Here is a 21,945-nt window from a genome sequence, read left to right on the forward strand (position 1 = left end):
TATAATAGAAAAACAGGACAAAAATAACCGGGGCTGTCCGAATGCAACTGCGGACAGCCACAACATAAAAGTACCAGTACAAAAAGAATAGAAAATAGAAGAAAATAGAAGGAGACAGCAAAAAATGACACCAGAATTTTTAAACAGTACATTAGAGCATTTATATGAGAGAACCAAAGAAGGAAAGCAGCACTGGAATGTTGAGATGAAGACCAGCGAATATAAAGAGAAATCCGAAAAGCCGGTTGTAGAAGCCGACGGAAAGCAGTGGGTAGTAGATGAGTGTTATACAGCCTATTCCTGCGAAGAGCATGGAAATGAATTTGTAATGATTACTTATGAAAATATTGAGACTTGTGGAGAAGAAGTGCGGAGTACCAACATGGTATTCCTGCCGGATCCGAATGTCCGCTATTTTGATTTGGAACGGCTGGCCCAGTATGCAATTCTTCCAAGCCAGAAATTGATGGAGACCATTCATCAGTTATTTACTCTTCTGCTTTCTCTTCAGAAAGAAGAAAGTGTCCAGGTAGAGTGGAAAATCAGCGAATAGGAAATGGCATTATCAGCAGACTGCAAATATACTCGTTTCCTAATATTTGTTTTAACAATTGGAATAAAACTGAAAATTCAGATAATTTATACAATACATGTAATATAATAAAGTAAATACGAAAAATAATTAAGAAAATTCTAAAAATAGTGTTGACAAATGAACTATAGTTAGATATAATCAAATCATCAAAAGAAACAAATGAACGGAAACAAAGTAAGGAGGAGATTCCACCAGAAAGAGAAGGAACAAACTCATAATAATGTACGAGGAGGTCGATACCACCAGGATATTAAATCAGAATCGGACAAGCGTTTAGATGAAGGAAAACGCAATAGTAAGAAAGGAAGGTATGGTCCAATGCAGAGTTGAGAGATATTATGAAACCTAACATAATAAATAATAAAATCAGATTCAGTTCATGGATTCAGAATCGGAAGGAAAACCTGAGGTAAATACAAAAGAAAAGTGGATGGAGAATCAGAACGGCAACGTAAAGATATGGTTCCAGTCCAACAGGACTCAGAAGCGAACGGATTCAGGAGGAAGGGTTCAGGGATTGAAGACGAAATATACGAAATGAGGTAAAAGTCCAATGGACGAAATAGTATGAAAGGGCATCATCTTAAGAGAATTTAGATGATGCCCTTTTTCACTTTACAGGAAATTGCTTTCCTGTAAAGAAAAAACACTCCGCGGGAATGTGCCAAGGCACATTCTTTGCTCTGTTATGATTCTTTTTTCTGTACTTCAAGGGCTGCTAAGCATGCCTGGGCAAGCTGGTCACCACAGGAAGTGGATTTGAATCCACAGGTGATGCCCCTTAATTTCTCTTCTACTTCTTCTACCGTTAATCCTTCTACCAAAGAAGAGATAGCCTTTAAGTTGCCGTTACATCCGTTGGTAAAGGTAACATGTTTTAAAACATTTCCCTCTAAATCCAAATCAATCTGGGTGGAACAGGTTCCTTTGGTTTTGTATGTGTAATGCATAAGAAACTCCTTTCTATACCTGGACTTGTTGCCAGGCGATTGCAAAATGAAAAATAGTGTATGATATATTTTTTATGAGGTGAAAGGCTCCTCTTCTTTTCAGATATGAAATATTGTAACTCTAAGCACTTTATTTTTCTTTCTGTTATATCAACTGTCTTTCCAATGTTTGACAAGAAATTCCGGAACTGTCCGCCGGAGTGCGGATACCTTGGCAAAGCTGCTAGGGGCACTTGGAATTTCACTGGCAACCGGCAACACTGGCACAGGGATGTGCCAGTGAGGTGTATCTGAACATGGATGTGAATATACACCGGTTGCCGGACATAATCATGATTTCATCGAAATTCCTAGTGCCCCTTGCGGGTTTGGCGTTGTATCCGCAACCGGCGGACAGTTCTGGAATCCTATGTCAAAGCAACCGGAAAGACAGTCTGCAATCAAGAAAAATAAAGTGCTAAGAATTACGGGATATTTCATATCTATTAAAAAGAAGTGAAGTCTTTCACCTATAAAAATATCTTATTCTGTTTTTCCATTTTGCAATCGCCTGTTCAATCTTTGCCTATTATAGCATCTGTTTGTAAAAAGTCCACTGATTTAACAAAAAGTTTATAAAACGTTCATGGGATTAGATATTGTGAAGAAAGGCAGATAGTGGTACAATATTTCATAGTTGCGTAAGCAAAATTATGGATAGGAGCATTATATGAAAGCAATAGAAAAAATCTTTGGAACACATAGCGAAAGAGAATTAAAAAGAATTTATCCGCTTATAGATAAGATAGAGTCTTATCGGCCTGCCATGCAGGAACTGACTGATGAGCAGTTAAAGGATAAGACAAAAGAATTCAAAAAGAGACTTGCTGATGGTGAGACATTGGACGATCTGCTTCCGGAAGCATATGCAACCGTTCGTGAGGCAGCAAAGAGAGTGCTTGGAATGGAACATTACCGTGTTCAGCTGATTGGTGGTATTATCCTGCATCAGGGACGTATCGCTGAGATGAAGACTGGTGAAGGAAAAACACTGGTATCTACCCTGCCGGCATACTTAAATGCATTGGAGGGAAAGGGCGTACATGTTGTAACTGTCAACGAATATCTGGCAAAACGTGATGCTGAGTGGATGGGACAGGTTCATGAATTCTTAGGACTGACTGTTGGCGTTGTGTTTAACGGCATGGACACTAAGGAACGTCAGGATGCATATAACTGCGACATTACCTATATTACCAATAATGAATTGGGATTCGATTACCTGCGTGATAACATGGTAATTTACAAGGAACAGTTAGTACAGCGTGGACTTCATTTTGCAATTATCGATGAGGTCGACTCTGTATTGATTGATGAGGCAAGAACACCGCTTATCATTTCCGGACAGAGTGGCAAATCCACCAGTATTTATGAGGCATGCGATATTCTGGCAAGACAGATGAAACGTGGTGAAGACCAGAAGGAATACACCAAGATGGATGCTATCATGGGAGTGGAAATCGAAGAAGATGGAGACTTCGTGGTAAATGAGAAGGATAAAGTAGTCAATTTGACATTAGAAGGTGTAAAGAAGGTGGAACAGTTCTTCCACATTGATAACCTTGCAGATCCGGATAATCTTGAGATTCAGCACAATATCATTTTAGCACTGCGTGCACACAATTTGATGTTCCGTGATCAGGATTATGTGGTAAAAGACGATCAGGTATTAATCGTAGATGAATTTACCGGACGTATTATGCCGGGCCGGCGTTATTCTGATGGATTACATCAGGCAATTGAAGCAAAAGAGCATGTAAAAGTAAAACGTGAGAGCAAGACCCTTGCCAATATTACGTTCCAGAACTTCTTCAATAAGTATGATAAGAAAGCAGGTATGACCGGTACCGCTTTGACAGAGGAAAAAGAGTTCCGTGACATCTATGGAATGGACGTTATCGAGATTCCTACCAACAGACCGGTTATCCGTGTGGATAAAGAGGATGCTGTTTATAAGACCAAGAAGGAAAAATTCCATGCTGTTGTGGATGAAGTAGAAGAAGCATACAAGAAGGGACAGCCGGTTCTGGTTGGTACCATTAATATCGATACTTCTGAGCTGGTAAGCACCATGTTGAATAAGCGTGGTATACCACACAAAGTCTTGAATGCAAAATTCCATGAGTTAGAGGCTGAAATTGTAGCACAGGCCGGTGTACATGGTGCGGTTACCATCGCAACCAACATGGCTGGTCGTGGTACTGATATTAAGCTGGATGATGAAGCAAAGGAAGCCGGCGGTCTGAAAATCATCGGTACTGAGCGTCATGAATCCAGACGTATTGATAATCAGCTGCGAGGACGTTCCGGCCGTCAGGGAGACCCGGGAGAATCCCAGTTCTTCATTTCGCTGGAAGATGATTTGATGCGTCTGTTTGGTTCTGAGAAACTGCTTAGCATGTTTAATACTTTGGGTGTGCCGGAAGGCGAGCAGATTCAGCATAAGATGCTGACCAGTGCAATTGAAAAGGCACAGAAGAAGATTGAGGGAAATAACTTTGGAATCCGTAAGAATCTGTTGGAATATGATCAGGTTATGAATGACCAGAGAGAGATTATTTATGCAGAACGTCTCCGCGTATTGAATGGCGAGAGCATGCGTGATGTTATCTATAAGATGATTACCGACAGAGTGGAAAATACAGTAGATACCTGTATTTCGCCGGATTTACCACCGGAAGAATGGGACATTAATGAACTGAACCAGTTATTGATTCCAATTATTCCACTTCAGCAGGTGACACCGGAGCAGGCAAAAGAATACAAGGATCAGAAGAAGTTAAAACATGCTTTAAAAGAACAGGCTGTAAAACTCTACGAGGAGAAGGAAGCAGAGTTCCCGGAGCCGGAAGCTGTCCGTGAATTAGAGCGCGTTATTTTACTGAAAGTTATTGACCGTAAGTGGATGGATCATATTGATGATATGGATCAGCTGCGTCAGGGAATCGGTTTACAGGCTTATGGACAGAGAGACCCGCTGGTAGAGTATAAGATGAGCGGTTATGATATGTTCGAAGAGATGATTAACAGTATTCAGGAAGATACCGTCCGTCTGTTATTCCATGTCAGAGTAGAGCAGAAGGTAGAAAGAGAGCAGGTTGCAAAAGTAACCGGAACCAATAAGGATGAGACTGCACAGGGCGTACCGAAGAAACGTGCGGCAGCAAAGGTTTATCCGAATGATCCGTGCCCATGCGGAAGTGGCAAGAAATACAAACAGTGCTGCGGAAGAAAAGCTTAAGAATAAAAATACTAAAAATTAAATCGACTTATAATAATTAAATTACATTATAACAGTAAATATGACAAAAGGAGGAAAATAGATGCATTGCACAAGAAAAGTAACAGAAGATATAATCTGGATTGGTGGAAGTGACAGGAGACTTGCTTTATTTGAAAACGTATTCCCGATTCCAAGAGGCGTATCCTATAATTCCTATCTTTTAAAAGATGAAAAAACAGTATTATTAGATACCGTAGACCGTTCCATTGCAGGACAGTTTTTAGAAAATCTGGCATTTGCACTGGATGGAAGAAAACTGGATTACATGATTGTGAATCATATGGAACCGGATCACTGTGCATTAATTGAAGAAATCGTAAGAAGATATCCGGAAGTAAAGGTTGTGGGAAATGCCAAGACCTTTGGCATGATACAGCAGTTCTATACCTTTGATGTTGCAGAACGTTCCGTTACTGTGAAAGAAGGCGAGACATTAAATACCGGAAAACATACCCTTCACTTTGTGATGGCACCGATGGTACACTGGCCGGAAGTAATGGTAACATATGATGAAACGGACAAAGTATTATTTTCAGCAGATGCATTCGGAACTTTTGGCGCATTGAACGGAAATATTTTTAATGATGAAATTGATTTTGACCGTGACTGGCTGGATGACGCAAGACGTTATTATACCAATATTGTTGGAAAATACGGCGGACCGGTTCAGACAACCTTGAAGAAAGCGGCAGGACTGGATATTTCTATTATCTGTCCGCTGCATGGACCAATCTGGCGTTCCAATCTTGGTTACATTCTGGATAAATACAATACCTGGAGCAGCTATGAGCCGGAAGAGAAAGCAGTTATGATTGCTTATGCGTCCATGTATGGAAATACAGAAAATCTTGCAAATGTACTCGCAGCAAAGCTGGCAGAAGCAGATATCCATAATATTGTAGTATATGATGTATCCAATACACATGTTTCCACTTTGATTTCAGAAGCATTCCGTTGCAGCCATATTGTACTGGCAGCTCCGACTTATAATGGAAACGTTTATCCGGTTATGGAGAATTTCTTAAATGACATGAAAGCACTTGCAGTTCAGAAGCGTACCGTTGCGATTCTGGATAATGGTACCTGGGCAGCAACAGCTGGAAAACAGATGGCAGATAAGATTACAGAAATGAAAGATATGAAGATTATTGAACCAAAGGTAAGTATTAAATCTTCATTAAATAACGAACAGCTGGAACAGCTGGATGAGCTGGTGGCAGAGATTAAGAAAGATTTCTAAAGCACTGGCAGTTATCAGAAGATAAAATGAAATAAAATAAAAACGAACAGAGTAAAAATGAGTACAGAACAAACATTCGATTTTGTTCTGTACTTTTTTACTATGGGGTGCTATAATGAGCGGAGAAACGTGGTAATACTAAAGGAAGAGTAAATGAACAGAGGAGAAATTGAGTGGATCATTTTAAATTAGTTTCCAAATATCAACCCACCGGAGACCAGCCGCAGGCAATTGAGAAGCTGGTGAAGGGATTTAAAGAGGGCAATCAGTTTGAAACACTACTGGGTGTAACTGGTTCCGGTAAGACATTTACCATGGCAAATGTCATTGCCCAGATGAATAAACCGACATTGATTATTTCGCATAATAAGACGCTGGCGGCGCAGCTCTATGGAGAATTCAAGGAATTTTTTCCCGAAAATGCAGTAGAGTACTTTGTCTCCTATTACGATTACTACCAGCCGGAGGCATATGTGCCATCCACGGATACTTATATCGCAAAGGATTCTTCTGTGAATGATGAGATTGATAAACTGCGTCTGTCTGCTACAGCAGCATTGACGGAACGGCGGGATGTTATTGTCGTTTCCAGTGTATCCTGTATCTATGGACTAGGTGAACCGGAGAACTTCCAGAAGATGATGGTATCTCTGCGGCCGGGCATGGAACGGGATCGTGATGATGTTATCCGGCAGTTGATTGATATACAATATACAAGAAATGATATGGATTTCCAGCGAGGCACCTTCCGGGTACGGGGAGACGTTTTGGAAATCTTTCCGGCAGACCGTGGAGAGACTGCTATCCGGGTAGAATTCTTTGGCGATGAAATAGACCGGATTACAGAAATCGATGTATTGACCGGCGAGATTAAGAATAGTCTGAATCATATCAGTATTTTTCCGGCATCCCATTATGTAGTGCCAAGAGAGAAAATCCTGCGTGCATGCGATACCATTGAAGCAGAGCTGGAAGAGCGTGTGAAATACTTTAAGGGGGAAGATAAGCTCTTAGAGGCACAGCGGATTGCCGAGCGGACGAATTTTGATATTGAAATGTTAAAAGAGACAGGCTTCTGTAGTGGAATTGAAAACTATTCCAGGCACTTATCCGGACAGCCGGCAGGTTCGAGACCGTTAACACTGATTGATTATTTTCCAGATGACTTCCTGATTATGGTAGATGAGTCCCATATTACGATTCCGCAGATTCGTGGAATGTATGCGGGAGACCAGTCCAGAAAGACAACGCTTGTGGATTATGGTTTCCGTCTGCCTTCGGCAAAAGACAACCGGCCAATGAACTTCGAAGAGTTTGAAAGCCAGATAGACCAGATGCTGTTTGTATCTGCAACGCCAAATGATTATGAAGAAGAACATGAACTTTTGCGGGTAGAGCAGATCATCAGACCGACAGGACTTTTAGACCCTGACGTGGAAGTGCGTCCGGTAGAAGGCCAGATTGACGATTTGATTGGAGAGGTCAATAAAGAGACTGCGGCAGGACATAAGGTGCTGGTAACGACACTGACCAAGAAAATGGCAGAGGATTTGACAGAATATATGCGTGAAGTGGGTATTCGTGTGAAATACCTGCATTCGGATATTGATACTTTGGAAAGGGCAGAGATTATCCGGGATTTACGGCTGGATGTATTTGATGTGCTGGTGGGAATTAACCTTTTGCGGGAAGGACTTGATATACCGGAAATTACATTAGTGGCAATTATTGATGCGGACAAGGAAGGTTTCTTGCGTTCCGAGACTTCACTGATTCAGACTATCGGACGAGCGGCAAGAAACAGTGAAGGTCATGTTATCATGTATGCAGATAAGATTACAGACTCCATGCGGGTTGCGATTGATGAGACAAAGCGCCGCCGTGAGATTCAGCAGAAATACAATGAAGAGCATGGCATTACGCCGACTACCATTCAGAAATCTGTCCGTGAGTTAATCAGTATTTCCAAGAAGGTAGCCAAGAATGAAATGGAATTCAAGAAAGATCCGGAATCCATGGATAAGAAGGAATTGGAGAAGCTGATTGCAGATATTCAGAAGAAGATGAACCATGCTGCTGCAGAGTTGAACTTTGAGGCTGCGGCAGAATATCGTGATAAGTTAATTGAGTTAAAGAAGATGCTTCGCGATTTGTAAGGTAGAGAAAGAGGAAGAAAAAGTGGCAAAGAAAGAGAGAAAATATATCAGGATTCGTGGCGCAAGCGAACATAATTTGAAGCATATTGATGTGGATATACCAAGAGATGAATTTGTGGTACTGACGGGACTCAGCGGCTCCGGTAAATCCTCACTGGCATTTGATACGATTTATGCAGAGGGACAGCGGCGTTATATGGAGAGCCTGTCATCTTATGCAAGGCAGTTCTTGGGACAGATGGAGAAACCGAATGTAGAGAAAATAGAAGGTTTGTCTCCGGCAATTTCCATTGACCAGAAATCCACAAACCGTAACCCGAGATCTACTGTAGGAACGGTAACGGAGATTTATGATTATTTCCGTCTGCTCTATGCGCGGATTGGAATTCCGCACTGTCCGAACTGCGGCAAGGAGATTAAGAAACAGACCGTAGACCAGATGGTAGACCAGATTATGAAGCTGCCGGAGCGTACCAGGATACAGCTTTTAGCACCGGTAGTCCGTGGAAGAAAGGGTGAACACCAGAAGCTCTTTGAACAGGCAAAGCGAAGCGGCTATGTGAGAGTACAGGTGGACGGAAATACCTATGAACTGACGGAAGAGATAAAGCTGGATAAGAACAAGAAACATAATATCGAAATCGTAGTGGATCGTCTGGTGGTAAAGGAAGGTATTGAAAAGCGTCTGACGGATTCTATTGAAAATGTGTTAGAACTTTCAAACGGACTTCTGATGGTGGATATCATTGATGGAGAGACCATGCAGTTTTCCCAGAGCTTTTCCTGTCCGGATTGTGGAATCAGTATTGATGAAATCGAACCGAGAAGCTTTTCCTTTAACAATCCATTCGGAGCCTGCCCGGAATGCTTTGGCCTGGGCTATAAGATGGAATTTGATGAAGAACTGATGATACCGGATAAAAGACTGAGTCTTGCAGAGGGCGCAATTCAGGTAATGGGCTGGCAGTCTTCTACCGATAAGAAGAGCTTTACTTATGCAATCCTTAAGGCACTTTCTGAAGAATATGGCTTCAGTCTTGATACACCATATAAGGAATTGCCGGCAGAAGTCCGGAATATGCTGATTCATGGAACCAATGGAAGGTCTGTAAAGGTATATTATAAAGGTCAGCGTGGAGAAGGTGTATATGACATTGCCTTTGAGGGACTGATTAAGAATGTGGAGCGTCGTTACCGTGAGACCGGCTCTGATACCATGAAACAGCAGTATGAAGAGTTTATGCGGATTACGCCATGCAAATGCTGTGGCGGGCAGAGGTTGAAGAAGGAGTCACTGGCAGTAACGGTTTCCGGTAAAAATATATATGAAATAACAGCGATGTCCATCCGTAATCTGGATGCCTATTTAAAAGAAATGGAACTGACGGAGCAGCAGCATCTGATTGGTGACCAGGTTTTAAAAGAAATCAGAGCGCGGGTAGGCTTTCTGATGGATGTGGGACTGGATTATCTGTCCCTTTCCCGCGCGACCGGAAGCTTATCCGGTGGAGAAGCACAGCGAATCAGACTTGCAACCCAGATTGGTTCCGGACTTGTAGGCGTGGCTTATATTCTGGACGAGCCTAGTATCGGTCTGCATCAGCGGGATAATGATAAACTTTTGAATTCTTTAAAGGGGTTAAAAGACCTTGGAAATACACTGATTGTAGTAGAACATGATGAAGATACTATGCGTGCAGCAGATTATATTGTGGATATCGGACCGGGAGCCGGTGAACATGGCGGAGAAGTCATTGCTACCGGAACAGCAGAGGAGATTATGAAAAATAAGAACTCTATCACCGGTGCTTATTTAAGCGGAAGAATCAAGATTCCGGTACCGAAAGAAAGACGGAAACCAACCGGATTCATTACTGTAAAGGGTGCAAGAGAGAATAACCTGAAGAATATTGATGTGAAGATTCCACTGGGTATAATGACCTGCATTACCGGAGTGTCCGGCTCCGGAAAGAGTTCACTGACTAATGAAATCCTCTATAAACGTCTGGCAAGGGATTTAAACCGGGCAAGGTGTATTCCGGGTGCCCATGATGATATTGAAGGTCTGGAACAGTTAGATAAGGTAATTGATATTGACCAGTCTCCAATCGGAAGAACACCCCGTTCCAATCCGGCTACTTATACCGGTGTGTTTGATATGATAAGAGATTTGTTTGCATCCACTCCGGATGCCAAGGCAAGAGGATACCAGAAGGGAAGATTCAGCTTTAATGTGAAGGGTGGCCGGTGTGAAGCCTGCTCCGGTGATGGTATTCTTAAGATAGAAATGCATTTCCTGCCGGATGTATATGTTCCGTGTGAAGTGTGTCAGGGCAAACGATATAACCGTGAAACACTGGAAGTAAAATATAAGGGCAAGAGTATCTATGATGTGCTGAATATGACAGTGGAAGAGGCACTGGAATTCTTTCAGAATGTGCCTTCTATTGCAAGAAAGATACAGACCCTTTATGATGTGGGCTTATCTTATATCCGTCTGGGCCAGCCATCTACTGAACTGTCTGGTGGAGAAGCACAGAGAATTAAGCTTGCAACAGAATTGAGCAAACGCAGTACAGGAAAGACTATTTATATTCTGGATGAGCCGACAACAGGACTTCATTTTGCAGATGTCCATAAATTAATTGAAATTCTGAGGAGATTGTCTGATGGTGGCAATACAGTAGTTGTAATTGAACATAATCTGGATGTAATCAAGACGGCAGATTATATTATTGATATGGGGCCGGAAGGCGGAGACGGTGGCGGAACTGTGGTTGCCCAGGGAACGCCGGAAGAGATTGCCAAAGTACCGGAATCCTATACCGGACAATATGTAAAGAAATATCTGGAATAGTAATACCGGATAAGCATAAGACAATGAAAAATGGCATCTGCTAGAAACTGCCAGTGGCGGGTTCGGCAGGTGCTATTTTCTATAGGCACATTCTTTGTTCCTGTTATGTGCACAAAAAAACTGCTGAAACATTCAGCAGTTACTATCTTGGGGAGTACCCTCCGGACATCCCGAAGGACATCCGAAGGGCTGAGTTATGAAAAATTATATTAGCTTAATAGCTAGTACATATATGATACTATAGAAGACGTGTGACTATTATGTGAACAAAAAGTTAAGACAATTAGAAAGCAAAAGAAAGTTAAGAAGATGTTGCGATTTCATTAAAAATAAGTAAAAACAGAAAAAAACCTTTGAAAAATGCCATTTATTGTATATAATGTGATTATATATGTAAGAATATGATTGAATGCGTAGTCTGTCTTTTTTTGAGATAGATTACTCCACATATAATGAAACAGATGAAAGGGGAAACATTGACATGGTTTCAACAGATATTGGAATTGATTTAGGAACAGCCAGCATATTGGTTTATATTAAAGGAAAAGGCGTAGTTTTAAAAGAGCCGTCCGTAGTAGCGTTTGACAGAGATACAAACAAGATTAAGGCGATTGGTGAAGAAGCAAGACTGATGCTTGGTAGAACACCGGGCAACATTGTAGCAGTAAGACCACTCCGTCAGGGTGTTATTTCTGATTATACCGTAACAGAGAAGATGATTAAGTACTTTATTCAGAAGGCACTGGGAAAGAAAACATTCCGTAAGCCAAGAATCAGTGTCTGTGTACCAAGTGGTGTAACAGAGGTTGAGAAGAAGGCGGTAGAGGATGCAACTTATCAGGCAGGAGCAAGAGAAGTTGCAATTATTGAAGAACCAATTGCAGCAGCAATTGGAGCAGGCATCGATATTGCAAGACCTTGTGGAAATATGATTGTAGATATCGGAGGAGGAACCGCAGATATTGCAGTAATTTCACTGGGCGGTTCGGTAGTAAGTACATCAATTAAAATTGCCGGAGATGATTTTGATGAGGCAATTGTCCGTTATATGAGAAAGAAACATAATCTTCTGATCGGAGAAAGAACTGCAGAAGATATTAAGATTAAGATTGGAACCTGTTTCCCGCTGGCACAGCCGGAAACTATGGATGTCCGTGGACGTAATCTGGTAACAGGACTTCCTAAGACAGTAACTGTTTCTTCAGAAGAGACTGAGGAAGCATTAAGAGAACCGACTTTACAGATTGTAGAAGCGGTACACAGTGTTCTGGAAAAAACACCACCAGAGCTGGCAGCAGATGTTGCAGACAGAGGAATTGTGCTGACAGGTGGCGGTTCATTACTTAGAGGACTGGAAGAGCTGATTGAAGATAAGACAGGAATTAATACAATGACAGCAGAAGAACCAATGACTTGTGTAGCAATTGGTACAGGTAAATTCGTAGAATTCTTAGCTGGTAAGAGAGACGACGATTAAGATTTCGGGAGGACTGTAGATGGTAAAAGGATTATATACCGCATGGACCGGAATGCTAGACGAACAGAACCGTCTGGATATTCTGACAAATAATCTGGCAAATGCCGACACAACCGGATATAAGAAGGAAGGTACCACAAACCATACATTTGCTGATACACTGGCAATTAAGATTAAGGATACTTCTGATTATGGGCAGCCGCGGGTACTGGGAAATATCAGTATGGGTGTGCATATTGGCGAAGTATATACCGATTTCAGCCAGGGCAGCTTTAAAGTGACAGACAGAAGTACCGATATGGCATTGGATGGAAATGGTTTTTTTACGGTATCATTTACCAATAAGAATGGTGAAACATCTATGAAGCTTACCCGGGATGGAGCATTTACACTGACCAGAGAAGGCTATCTGGTGACCAAAGACGGTGATTATGTGCTGAACCAGAATGGAGCTTCCACTGGCAATCCTGGTGCAGAGAATTATATCCGGATTAATCCGAATCTGGATTTTGAAGTGCTTTCCGATGGAAGTATTATGCAGAATAATCAGGTGGTTGCAAGACTTGGTGTGGTAGATGTAGATAATTATGACTATATCAGTAAATATGGTGAGAATCTCTATGATGTAGTAAATGGCGGACAGCTTGTAGCATCGAATGCGAGAGTAGAGCAGGGTGCATTGGAAGCTTCCAACATTAATGTAGTATCCGAAATGGTAGATATGATTACAATCACCAGAGCTTACGAGGCTGGACAGAAGATTATCCAGACGATGGATTCAACACTGGATAAAGCCGTAAATAATGTAGGTAAAGTATAAAAAGAACTAAAGAAAAGTGCAAAAGAAGCCGATATAAATAAGTAGGAAACAGGTACGTTTCATAAAAGGCTGGCCACGGATGGCGCAAGAGAGATAAGGAGCGCAGGGCTTATGATGAGAGCATTGTGGACTGCTGCATCAGGAATGATTGCACAGCAGACAAATATTGATTCGATTTCTAATAACTTATCGAATGTAAATACAACAGGTTACAAATCCGAACAGGCAGAGTTTAAATCACTGCTGTATCAGACACTGCAGTCTAAAACAACTTCTGCAAATGGTGATGAAAAACCGGTTCCGGTTCAGGTGGGACTGGGAACCAGAGTAGCCTCTATTACATCTGATTTTACCAATGGAGCATTAATTGCCAATTCCAGCAATACAGCATTTGCGTTGGAAGGAAAAGGATTTTTCTCGGTACGTGGAGAAGATGGACAGACATACTATACCAGAAATGGTAAATTTGGCTGGGCAATCGGAACTAATGGAACGACACTTTGCAATGAAGCCGGACTTCCGGTATTAGATAGTAATGGAAATGAAATTGTTCTGCCGGATGGCGTGACTGCATCATCTATCGAAGTATCAAATGATGGAAAGTTCTATTATAAAGATGCGGCAGGCAATACCATAGATATGAACAGACAGATTGGCGTATATCAGTTTACCAATCCGGCTGGACTGGAAAAGGATTCTGGAAGCCTTTTGGTTGCAACAGCAGCATCCGGTAATCCGATGAATGAGCTGACTACTCCGGGACTGACCAGAAGCAAGGTATGCCAGAATTATCTGGAAGCATCCAATGTCCAGGTGGCAGACGAGATGGTTAATATGATTATTGCACAGCGTGCATATGAATTAAACTCTAAGGCGATTCAGGCAGCAGATGAGATGCTTGGACAGGCAAATTCATTAAGAAGATAGTTCTAAAGGCAGGGTAAAGTATGAGTATATCGATGGATAATATTTCGACATTGCTGAATACAACTTCATCACAGGCAAGTAACAGTTCCAATGGACTGGAGAAGACATTGAATTCAGATTTATCAGGTGCAACGGATGACGAACTGATGGATGTCTGCAAGGAATTTGAGGCATATTTCTTAGAACAGGTTTATAAGGAAATGAAGAAAACCATTCCGGAGAACGAAGACCAGGATGTCAGTATGAGTCAGATGACGGATTATTTTGAAGACGAGATGATACAGAAGCTGGCAAGCCAGTCAGTAGAACAGAGTGGCGGAAGTAACAGTCTGGCACAGCAGCTGTATGAGCAGATGAAGCGTAATTATAATATGGAATAGAATTTAAAAAAGACGATAAAAGGGGCTGTCATATGATGACAGCCTTCTCTTACTTTACAGGAAATTGCTTTCCTGTAAAGTAAAAAATGCTCCGCAAGGATGCACACTGCGGCGTATAAGGCAGATGTCGCAAGCGACCGCCGCAGGCGCAAGACTGTGCCAAGGCACATTCTTTATTCTGTTGGAAAGGAAAGACGATGGAGACGATAACCGGTTATGTAGATCATATCATATATCGAAATGCTGACAATGGCTATACGGTACTGGTGCTGGTTTGCGAAGAAGAAGAGATTACCTGCGTGGGAATCTTTTCGGGAATCAGTGAGGGAGAGAATATCGAAGTGACCGGTGAATATACGGCACATCCGACCTATGGAAAGCAGTTTAAAGCTGAAAGTTATGTGGAGAAAGAACCAACCGATGAACTGTCCATTGAGCGTTATCTTGGCTCCGGAGCAATTAAAGGGATTGGTGCGGCACTTGCAGCAAGAATTGTAAGAAGATTTAAAGGCGATACCTTCCGGATTATCGAAGAAGAACCGGAGCGGTTAGCGGAAGTGAAAGGAATCAGTGAACGGAAAGCAATGGAAATATCAGACCAGGTCTCTGAAAAACGAGATCTGCGTCAGGCAATGATATTTTTGCAGCAGTATGGCATTACACTGAATCTTGCGGTGAAAATCTATAAAGAATACGGACAGGAAGTATACGGCATCATTCAGGAGAATCCATATCGTCTGGCGGATGATATCAGTGGTGTGGGATTTCGGATTGCAGATGAAATTGCTAAGAAAGTCGGTATTCATACAGATTCTGATTTTCGAATCCGAAGCGGTATATTGTATACACTTTTACAGGCATCCGGGGAGGGTCATACCTTTCTGCCGGAGGAAGAACTGACAAAGCGGGCAGGAGAACTTCTGGGTGTAACAGAAGAAGCAATCGAAAAGCAGTATATGGATTTGTCGATAGAGCGGAAAATCATTATGAAACAGGAGGGTGAACAGGTTCAGGTTTATGGCGCACCACTCTATTATACGGAAGTAAATACAGCCATGATGCTTAAGAATCTGGATATTGCCTATGATGTGTCAGATGCAGAGATTACCCAGCGAATCCATAAGATTGAGAAGCAGACAGGCATGGAACTGGATGAACACCAGAAAGAGGCTGTTTCGGAGGCAGTAAGAAACGGACTTTTGGTAATCACCGGTGGACCCGGAACTGGTAAGACGACGACAATTAACAGTATTATCAAATATTTTGAACTGGAAGGTCTGGACATTTTTCTGGCAGCACCTACCGGAAGAGCTGCAAAGCGAATGAGCGAAATGACCGGATATGAAGCCAAAACCATACACCGGATGCTGGAATTAAACGGTGGAATGGAAGGAGCGGTAGGATTCGAACGAAATGAAAGTAATCCGCTGGAAACGGATGTTGTAATTATCGATGAGATGTCCATGGTGGACATCAGCCTGATGCAGTCCCTTCTGAAAGCAATGGTAGCCGGAACAAGACTGATTCTTGTAGGAGACGTAAACCAGCTTCCGAGCGTAGGACCGGGAAGCGTATTAAAGGATATTATCGACAGCGGACAGTTCCATGTGGTACAGCTTACCAAGATTTTCCGACAGGCATCCCAGAGTGATATCATTGTCAATGCCCATAAAATCAACCGGGGAGAAGAAGTAGTGTTAGATAACAAGAGCATGGATTTCTTTTTTTTGAAACGATATGATGCAGATGTGATTATCAATGTGGTACTGCAGCTGATTATGCAGAAACTGCCTAAATTTGTAAATGCACAGCCTTATGATATACAGGTGCTGACTCCGATGAAAAAAGGAAATCTGGGCGTAGAACGATTGAATGCCATCCTGCAGCGATACTTAAATCCTCCCGCTCCGGATAAGAAAGAAAAAGAGTATGGCGATAAAGTGTTCCGCGAAGGGGACAAGGTCATGCAGATAAAAAATAATTATCAGCTGGAGTGGGAGGTCTTGAGTAAATATGGATTTGCCATTGACCGTGGAACCGGTGTGTTTAATGGGGATACGGGAATTATCCGTGAAATCAATGATTATAAAGAGACAATGACCGTGGTCTATGATGAAGACAAGGTGGTGGAGTATTCCTTTAAAATATTAGAGGAACTGGAACTGGCATATGCCATTACAATACATAAATCCCAGGGTAGTGAATATCCGGCAGTTGTAATTCCGCTTCTTGGGGGACCGAGAATGCTGATGAACAGAAACCTTTTGTATACAGCGGTAACCCGTGCAAGAAAGTGTGTAACTCTTGTGGGAAATGAAATGTGCTTCTATGAGATGGAACAGAATATTACAGAGCAGACCAGATACAGCGGTCTACGGGCAAGACTGGAAGAAAATGTGTAGAGGTGGTTGGCTGTACAGACATGCAGAACCTTCCACCGACCGCTTCTTACGGGTGTCTGGAAAGAAAGAAAAACCAGCCGAAATTCTGTATTTTGCAGAATTCCGGCTGGTTTTTGCGTGTCTGACAACTTGCAAAGCAAGTCATTTGTCAATTTTCGTTTAAAAACCGGCAGATACCAATTACTTGGATAATAAAGCTTTGTCATTGGCAAATTCTTCGCCACTGATTTCTTCGAATTTCTCTAATAAATCTTCTACGGTAAGATTCTTTTTCTCTTCTCCGGAAATATCTAAGATAACCTGACCTTCATTCATCATAATCAGACGGTTGCCATGAACAATTGCATCACGCATGTTGTGTGTTACCATCAGAGTGGTAAGGTTCTGCTCTGCAACTATTTTATCCGAAAGAGTAAGAACCTTTGCAGCAGTCTTTGGATCCAAAGCAGCGGTGTGCTCATCTAAGAGAAGCAGCTTTGGACGGTTTAAAGTAGCCATAAGAAGAGTCAGTGCCTGACGCTGACCACCGGAAAGCAGTCCGACTTTAGAGGTAAGACGGTTCTCAAGTCCTAAATCCAGCTCTTTTAACAATTCTTTGTAATGTGCTCTTTCTGCCTTGGTAATACCGCTTCCAAGACCTCTGCTTTTGCCACGACGGGCAGCGAGGGCAAGATTCTCATCGATTCCCATGGTAGCAGCGGTTCCCATCATAGGGTCCTGGAATACGCGTCCTAAGAAACTGGCACGTCTGTGCTCGGACATTCTTGTAACATCTACGTCATCAATAGAAATGGAACCTTCATCTACAAGAAAGACTCCTGCAATGGCATTTAATAAAGTGGATTTTCCGGCACCATTTCCACCGATGACAGTAACGAAATCACCTTCGTTTAAAGTAAGGGTAGTGCCGTTAAGAGCGGTTTTTTCGTTAATGGTTCCCGGATTAAATGTTTTGTAAATATGATCAACTTTAAGCATTGGTTTTGGCTCCTTTCTTTACTGGTTTTGTAAAATATTTCTTCTTCCAGTAAGGAACTGCAAGGAAGAAAGCAACCACAAGCGCAGATAACAGCTTTAAGTAGTTAGTATCAAGACCAAGCCAGATAACAATCTGAAGTACAGCGTAGTAAATAACAGCGCCGATAGCGACAGATAAAAGCTTCAACGCAAAGTTGTGGAAAATCTTTTCGAACAATACAGTGCCGATAATAACGGCAGCAAGACCGATTACGATAGCACCACGTCCTGCATTAACATCAGCAAATCCCTGATACTGTGAGTAAAGAGCGCTGGCAAGACCAACAAGACCGTTGGAAATCATTAAACCGATTACGGTATTGAAATTTGTGTTGATACCCTGGGCACGGCTCATATTCGGGTTGCATCCGGTAGCACGGATAGAACAGCCTCTTGCAGTTCCGAAGAACCAGTACAGGATAGCTATAATGGCGATGACAAAGATAGCAACGATAAATATGGTGTTTTTATAAAAAGCCACATTTTTTACATATCGTAAAGATACAATTAAATCGTATTTGTCAGCGCTGATTGCCTGGTTGGATTTGCCGCCAAGAATCTTTAAGTTAATGGAGTATAATCCAAGCTGGGTTAAAATACCTGCAAGGATTACCGGGATTCCCATTTTCGTATGGAAGATTCCGGTAATTAATCCTGCCAGCATACCGGATATGGTAGCGGCAAGGATTGCTACCCAGATATTCTGTCCAGAAGCAATCAGAGTAACACAGACAGCACCGCCAAGACTCATGGTTCCATCCACGGTTAAGTCTGCCACATCCTGTATTTTAAAAGTGATGTATACACCGATTGCCATAATACCCCAGATTAATCCCTGGGCTACAGCACCGGGCATAGCGTTTAATAAATCAGCAATTTGCAATTCCACAATAAGTTCCTCCGGTTTCTAAATAAATAATTCAAAAGTAAAAATTACTCAGACATGTCTAAAGCTTCGTAATCGTCTGGAACAGTGATGCCAAGCTTCTCGCAGATGTCAGGGTTGTACTGTTTGGTAACTGCTGGAGCAAATTCAACTTCCATAGTGGATGGGTCTGCACCATTTACTAAGATTTCGTATGCCATTTTACCTGTCTGATATCCAAGGTCATAGTAGCTGATGGATAAGGTAGCAACACCACATCCTTTACAGATACCGGCTTCCCCTGCAATAATTGGAACACCGGCTTCCCCTGCAATGTTATTGATAACTTCTGTATTGGAAGCTGCAGTGTTGTCGGTAGGAACGTAAAGAACATCGTTATCATTTACAGCACTCTGGACAACACTTGCAATATCGTTGGAATCAACGAAAGAATATGCAGTACAGGTGTAATTTAATTTCTCTAATTCTTCTTTGATAACATCAATCTGATACTGTGAGTTTGCTTCTGCGGAGCAGTAAAGCAGTCCGACATTTTTAGCGTCCGGGAATAATTCATTTAACATAGCTGCCTGCTCGGACAGAGGAGCTAAGTCAGAAGTTCCTGAAATGTTACGTCCTGTTGTGCCTGACCAGCCGGAAATGTCAAGAGCGGTTGCGTAATCTGTTACGGAAGTTCCAAGAATAGGAATATCTGTAGTTGCAGCAGCTGCAGACTGAAGAGGAGCAGTTGCATTTGCAAGAATCAGGTCTTCATTTTTGGAAACGAAGGAGTTGACGATAGTTGCACATGTGGCAGAATCACCCTGGGCGTTCTGCTCGTCAAAAACAACGTCATCACCTAATTTCTCGGTAAGATAGTCTTTGAATCCTTTTGTTGCAGCATCTAATGCCTCATGCTGTACGAGCTGACAGATACCAACGGTGTACTTTGCGTTGGATGAACTTTTCTCTGTAGCGTCAGCGTTTTGGGTATCTCCTGCTTTGGAGCCACAGGCGGTCATGCTGAGCGCAAGAACTGCTGCAACTGAAAGAGAGAGAAATTTCTTCATTTTTTTCATAATAATTTCCTCCTGAAATATGTAATATTTTTTTGATTTAACGCGTTCGTGCGTCTGTGCGTTTATGCATTAAAGCGTTAATTCGAATAGACTAATTATAATAAGTAGAGAAAAATAAGTCAATAAATTAAATCCTATTTTTATCAGGAAAAATTAAGAGAATGTTAATGTTTTTGTAAAAGGGACTGTGCTAATATGTGCAAAGAGAGTTTTGGAAAGGAAATAATGAATATACTGGATATTATATTCCCAAGAAGATGCCCGCTGTGTGATGAGGTGATACCGCCGGATGGAAAAATCTGCCCGGAGTGCATCGGAAAGGCAGAACTGGTGCAGGAACCGGTCTGTAAACGGTGCGGAAAACCCATTGGGAATGCCAGGAAGGAATACTGCGGTGACTGTGACCGGAAAAAACATTTTTTTGATTCGGGAAAGGCAGTATTTGTTTATCAGGGGGCAGTGCAACACTCGCTGTATCGTTTTAAATATGCCAATCGGCGTGAATATGCAGCTTTTTATGGAAAAATGGCATGTATACAGTATGCCCGGTGGATTTCAAGACTGGGGATAGATGCAATCATACCGGTTCCGCTGCATCGGAAACGCAGGAGGGAGAGAGGGTATAATCAGGCAGAACTCTTTGCAAAGGAAATAGGAAAACGTACCGGAATTCCGGTAGAAACGAAATTGCTATATCGGTGTATAAATACCAGACCCCAGAAGGAACTTAATGACCAGGAACGCAAGAAAAATCTGAAAAAGGCTTTTACAATCGCACAAAATATAGTACAATTAAGAAAAGTTCTGCTTGTAGATGACATTTACACAACTGGAAGTACCGTGGATGCAGCAGCAGAATGTTTGAAGGTATCAGGAATACAAGAGGTTTATGTGCTTTGCATTAGCATTGGCAGGGGACATTAGGAGGAGAAAGAATGGACGTAAGAAACTGCAAAGGATGCGGAAGATTATTTAATTATTATGGGGGCGTACCGTTATGTAAAGCCTGCAAAGATAAGCTGGAAGAGAAGTTCCAGGAGGTAAAAGAATATTTGCGGCAGAACCCGAATACTCCGATACAGGTTGTATCGGAAGATAATGATGTTTCTGTAAAACAGATTAAACAGTGGGTGCGTGAAGAAAGACTTGTCTTTTCAGAAGATTCACCACTTGGTCTGGAATGTGAAGGCTGTGGAACAATTATCAAAACAGGACGTTTCTGTGAAAAATGCAAACGTAAAATGGAAACGGACTTCCAGAGTGTAATAAAGAAAAAACCGGTGGAGCCTCAGTTGGATAAGAGACCGAAGGAAAGAGATAAGATGAGATATCTGTAACTGTAGATAAGAACTGCCGCAGTGACTGGTGGCAGTTTTTTCTTTTCAGAAGATAATATCTATGTTATACTAAAGAGAGTTTGTTTAGGAGCAGAGTATGATTAGTAAAGAACGCGTCAGACATATGACAAAGCTGTCAGAATTCGAAAATGAAGAAAGTAAAGCCTGCCAGAAAGCAACACAGTATTTTAGAAGAGATTATGTTGCCATGGAGTTGATAAAAAGCTTTTTTGCCGGAACCATTGCGTTTGGACTTCTTTTTGTGCTGTGGCTTTTTTACGACATGGAGAATCTGGTAAAGAAAATTAATGATATGGATATGATTGGATTTGGCATCCAGATTGTAATGGTGTATCTGGTATTTCTGGCTGCTTATCTGCTTATTACTTATATTATCTATAATCGTAGATATACAAAGGGGAGAAAACAGGTGAAGGAGTATTATAACAGACTGAAGAGGGTGAGCAGTCTGTATCGTGAGGAAGAAAATATATCTAATACGGATGACTGGGAGGTTTAGG

The 21,945-nt window shown here is 41.9% G+C and carries 17 protein-coding genes; 13 read left to right on the top strand and 4 right to left on the bottom strand.

All coding sequences use genetic code 11. The features are described from left to right. Positions 1-124: 124 nt before the first annotated feature. Positions 125-553 (top strand): hypothetical protein, encoded by a 429-nt coding sequence (locus DWV68_RS01550; protein WP_118664848.1) that lies wholly within the window; start codon positions 125-127, stop codon positions 551-553. Positions 554-1,281: 728 nt separating this feature from the next. On the opposite strand, the gene DWV68_RS01555 is transcribed toward DWV68_RS01550, so the two are convergent. After that, positions 1,282-1,545 (bottom strand): TIGR03905 family TSCPD domain-containing protein, encoded by a 264-nt coding sequence (locus tag DWV68_RS01555; RefSeq protein WP_118664850.1) that lies wholly within the window; start codon positions 1,543-1,545, stop codon positions 1,282-1,284. Between the two features lie 709 nt (positions 1,546-2,254). On the opposite strand from DWV68_RS01555, the gene secA reads away from it, so the two are divergent. The 9 genes from secA (at position 2,255) to recD2 (ending at position 17,126) form a co-directional block, all read left to right on the top strand. Continuing rightward, positions 2,255-4,825, top strand: a complete 2,571-nt coding sequence (secA, locus tag DWV68_RS01560; protein WP_118664852.1) for a preprotein translocase subunit SecA — start codon at positions 2,255-2,257, stop codon at positions 4,823-4,825. 82 nt (positions 4,826-4,907) lie between these two features. After that, positions 4,908-6,107, top strand: a complete 1,200-nt coding sequence (locus tag DWV68_RS01565; protein WP_118664854.1) for an FprA family A-type flavoprotein — start codon at positions 4,908-4,910, stop codon at positions 6,105-6,107. 173 nt (positions 6,108-6,280) lie between these two features. Further along, positions 6,281-8,263, top strand: a complete 1,983-nt coding sequence (uvrB, locus tag DWV68_RS01570; RefSeq protein ID WP_022244524.1) for an excinuclease ABC subunit UvrB — start codon at positions 6,281-6,283, stop codon at positions 8,261-8,263. 22 nt (positions 8,264-8,285) lie between these two features. Continuing rightward, entirely contained in the window at positions 8,286-11,120 is a 2,835-nt protein-coding gene (uvrA, locus tag DWV68_RS01575; RefSeq protein ID WP_117698445.1) for an excinuclease ABC subunit UvrA, read from the top strand. A 481-nt stretch (positions 11,121-11,601) separates the two neighbouring features. Continuing rightward, positions 11,602-12,597, top strand: a complete 996-nt coding sequence (locus DWV68_RS01580; protein WP_022244522.1) for a rod shape-determining protein — start codon at positions 11,602-11,604, stop codon at positions 12,595-12,597. A gap of 19 nt (positions 12,598-12,616) precedes the next feature. Further along, positions 12,617-13,417, top strand: a complete 801-nt coding sequence (locus DWV68_RS01585) for a flagellar hook-basal body protein (protein WP_117698444.1) — start codon at positions 12,617-12,619, stop codon at positions 13,415-13,417. A 111-nt stretch (positions 13,418-13,528) separates the two neighbouring features. Beyond that, positions 13,529-14,344: a flagellar hook-basal body protein gene (locus DWV68_RS01590; RefSeq protein WP_117698443.1), complete on the top strand. Its 816-nt coding sequence runs from the start codon at positions 13,529-13,531 to the stop codon at positions 14,342-14,344. A gap of 20 nt (positions 14,345-14,364) precedes the next feature. Further along, entirely contained in the window at positions 14,365-14,724 is a 360-nt protein-coding gene (locus DWV68_RS01595; RefSeq protein WP_118664856.1) for a rod-binding protein, read from the top strand. 197 nt (positions 14,725-14,921) lie between these two features. After that, a complete protein-coding gene (recD2, locus tag DWV68_RS01600; protein ID WP_118664858.1) occupies positions 14,922-17,126 on the top strand; it encodes an SF1B family DNA helicase RecD2 in 2,205 nt (734 codons plus the stop codon). Positions 17,127-17,306: 180 nt separating this feature from the next. Here recD2 and DWV68_RS01605 read toward each other — a convergent pair whose 3' ends face one another. Genes DWV68_RS01605 through DWV68_RS01615 form a run of 3 tightly spaced genes read right to left on the bottom strand, consistent with a single transcriptional unit; the run spans position 17,307 to position 20,087 of the window. Continuing rightward, positions 17,307-18,104: an ABC transporter ATP-binding protein gene (locus DWV68_RS01605; RefSeq protein WP_022244517.1), complete on the bottom strand. Its 798-nt coding sequence runs from the start codon at positions 18,102-18,104 to the stop codon at positions 17,307-17,309. Then, on the bottom strand, positions 18,097-19,026 hold the full coding sequence (locus DWV68_RS01610; RefSeq protein ID WP_117698468.1) for an ABC transporter permease: 930 nt from the start codon (positions 19,024-19,026) through the stop codon (positions 18,097-18,099). Before DWV68_RS01610 ends, DWV68_RS01605 begins: the two co-directional genes overlap by 8 nt. A gap of 50 nt (positions 19,027-19,076) precedes the next feature. After that, entirely contained in the window at positions 19,077-20,087 is a 1,011-nt protein-coding gene (locus DWV68_RS01615) for an ABC transporter substrate-binding protein (protein ID WP_330414759.1), read from the bottom strand. A 225-nt stretch (positions 20,088-20,312) separates the two neighbouring features. On the opposite strand from DWV68_RS01615, the gene DWV68_RS01620 reads away from it, so the two are divergent. The 3 genes from DWV68_RS01620 to DWV68_RS01630 all read left to right on the top strand — a co-directional run bounded on the left by DWV68_RS01620 (position 20,313) and on the right by DWV68_RS01630 (position 21,944). After that, positions 20,313-21,011, top strand: coding sequence for a ComF family protein (locus tag DWV68_RS01620; RefSeq protein ID WP_227700511.1), 699 nt, complete (start codon positions 20,313-20,315; stop codon positions 21,009-21,011). A gap of 11 nt (positions 21,012-21,022) precedes the next feature. Further along, on the top strand, positions 21,023-21,424 hold the full coding sequence (locus tag DWV68_RS01625; RefSeq protein ID WP_117698439.1) for a flagellar protein: 402 nt from the start codon (positions 21,023-21,025) through the stop codon (positions 21,422-21,424). 97 nt (positions 21,425-21,521) lie between these two features. After that, positions 21,522-21,944: a hypothetical protein gene (locus DWV68_RS01630; protein WP_118173021.1), complete on the top strand. Its 423-nt coding sequence runs from the start codon at positions 21,522-21,524 to the stop codon at positions 21,942-21,944. The last annotated feature ends 1 nt before the right edge of the window (position 21,945 follow it).

The organism is Roseburia sp. AF12-17LB (assembly GCF_003479605.1).
Classification (GTDB): Bacteria; Bacillota; Clostridia; order Lachnospirales; family Lachnospiraceae; genus Roseburia_C; species Roseburia_C amylophila.

What these genes read in the sequence shown, in the direction of transcription:
- DWV68_RS01550 (WP_118664848.1), top strand. Translation starts at nt 125, where the DNA reads ATGACACCAGAATTTTTAAACAGTACATTAGAGCATTTATATGAGAGA.
- DWV68_RS01555 (WP_118664850.1), bottom strand. Translation starts at nt 1,545, where the DNA reads ATGCATTACACATACAAAACCAAAGGAACCTGTTCCACCCAGATTGAT.
- secA (WP_118664852.1), top strand. Translation starts at nt 2,255, where the DNA reads ATGAAAGCAATAGAAAAAATCTTTGGAACACATAGCGAAAGAGAATTA.
- DWV68_RS01565 (WP_118664854.1), top strand. Translation starts at nt 4,908, where the DNA reads ATGCATTGCACAAGAAAAGTAACAGAAGATATAATCTGGATTGGTGGA.
- DWV68_RS01580 (WP_022244522.1), top strand. Translation starts at nt 11,602, where the DNA reads ATGGTTTCAACAGATATTGGAATTGATTTAGGAACAGCCAGCATATTG.
- DWV68_RS01585 (WP_117698444.1), top strand. Translation starts at nt 12,617, where the DNA reads ATGGTAAAAGGATTATATACCGCATGGACCGGAATGCTAGACGAACAG.
- DWV68_RS01590 (WP_117698443.1), top strand. Translation starts at nt 13,529, where the DNA reads ATGATGAGAGCATTGTGGACTGCTGCATCAGGAATGATTGCACAGCAG.
- DWV68_RS01595 (WP_118664856.1), top strand. Translation starts at nt 14,365, where the DNA reads ATGAGTATATCGATGGATAATATTTCGACATTGCTGAATACAACTTCA.
- recD2 (WP_118664858.1), top strand. Translation starts at nt 14,922, where the DNA reads ATGGAGACGATAACCGGTTATGTAGATCATATCATATATCGAAATGCT.
- DWV68_RS01605 (WP_022244517.1), bottom strand. Translation starts at nt 18,104, where the DNA reads ATGCTTAAAGTTGATCATATTTACAAAACATTTAATCCGGGAACCATT.
- DWV68_RS01615 (WP_330414759.1), bottom strand. Translation starts at nt 20,087, where the DNA reads ATGAAAAAAATGAAGAAATTTCTCTCTCTTTCAGTTGCAGCAGTTCTT.
- DWV68_RS01620 (WP_227700511.1), top strand. Translation starts at nt 20,313, where the DNA reads ATGAATATACTGGATATTATATTCCCAAGAAGATGCCCGCTGTGTGAT.
- DWV68_RS01625 (WP_117698439.1), top strand. Translation starts at nt 21,023, where the DNA reads ATGGACGTAAGAAACTGCAAAGGATGCGGAAGATTATTTAATTATTAT.
- DWV68_RS01630 (WP_118173021.1), top strand. Translation starts at nt 21,522, where the DNA reads ATGATTAGTAAAGAACGCGTCAGACATATGACAAAGCTGTCAGAATTC.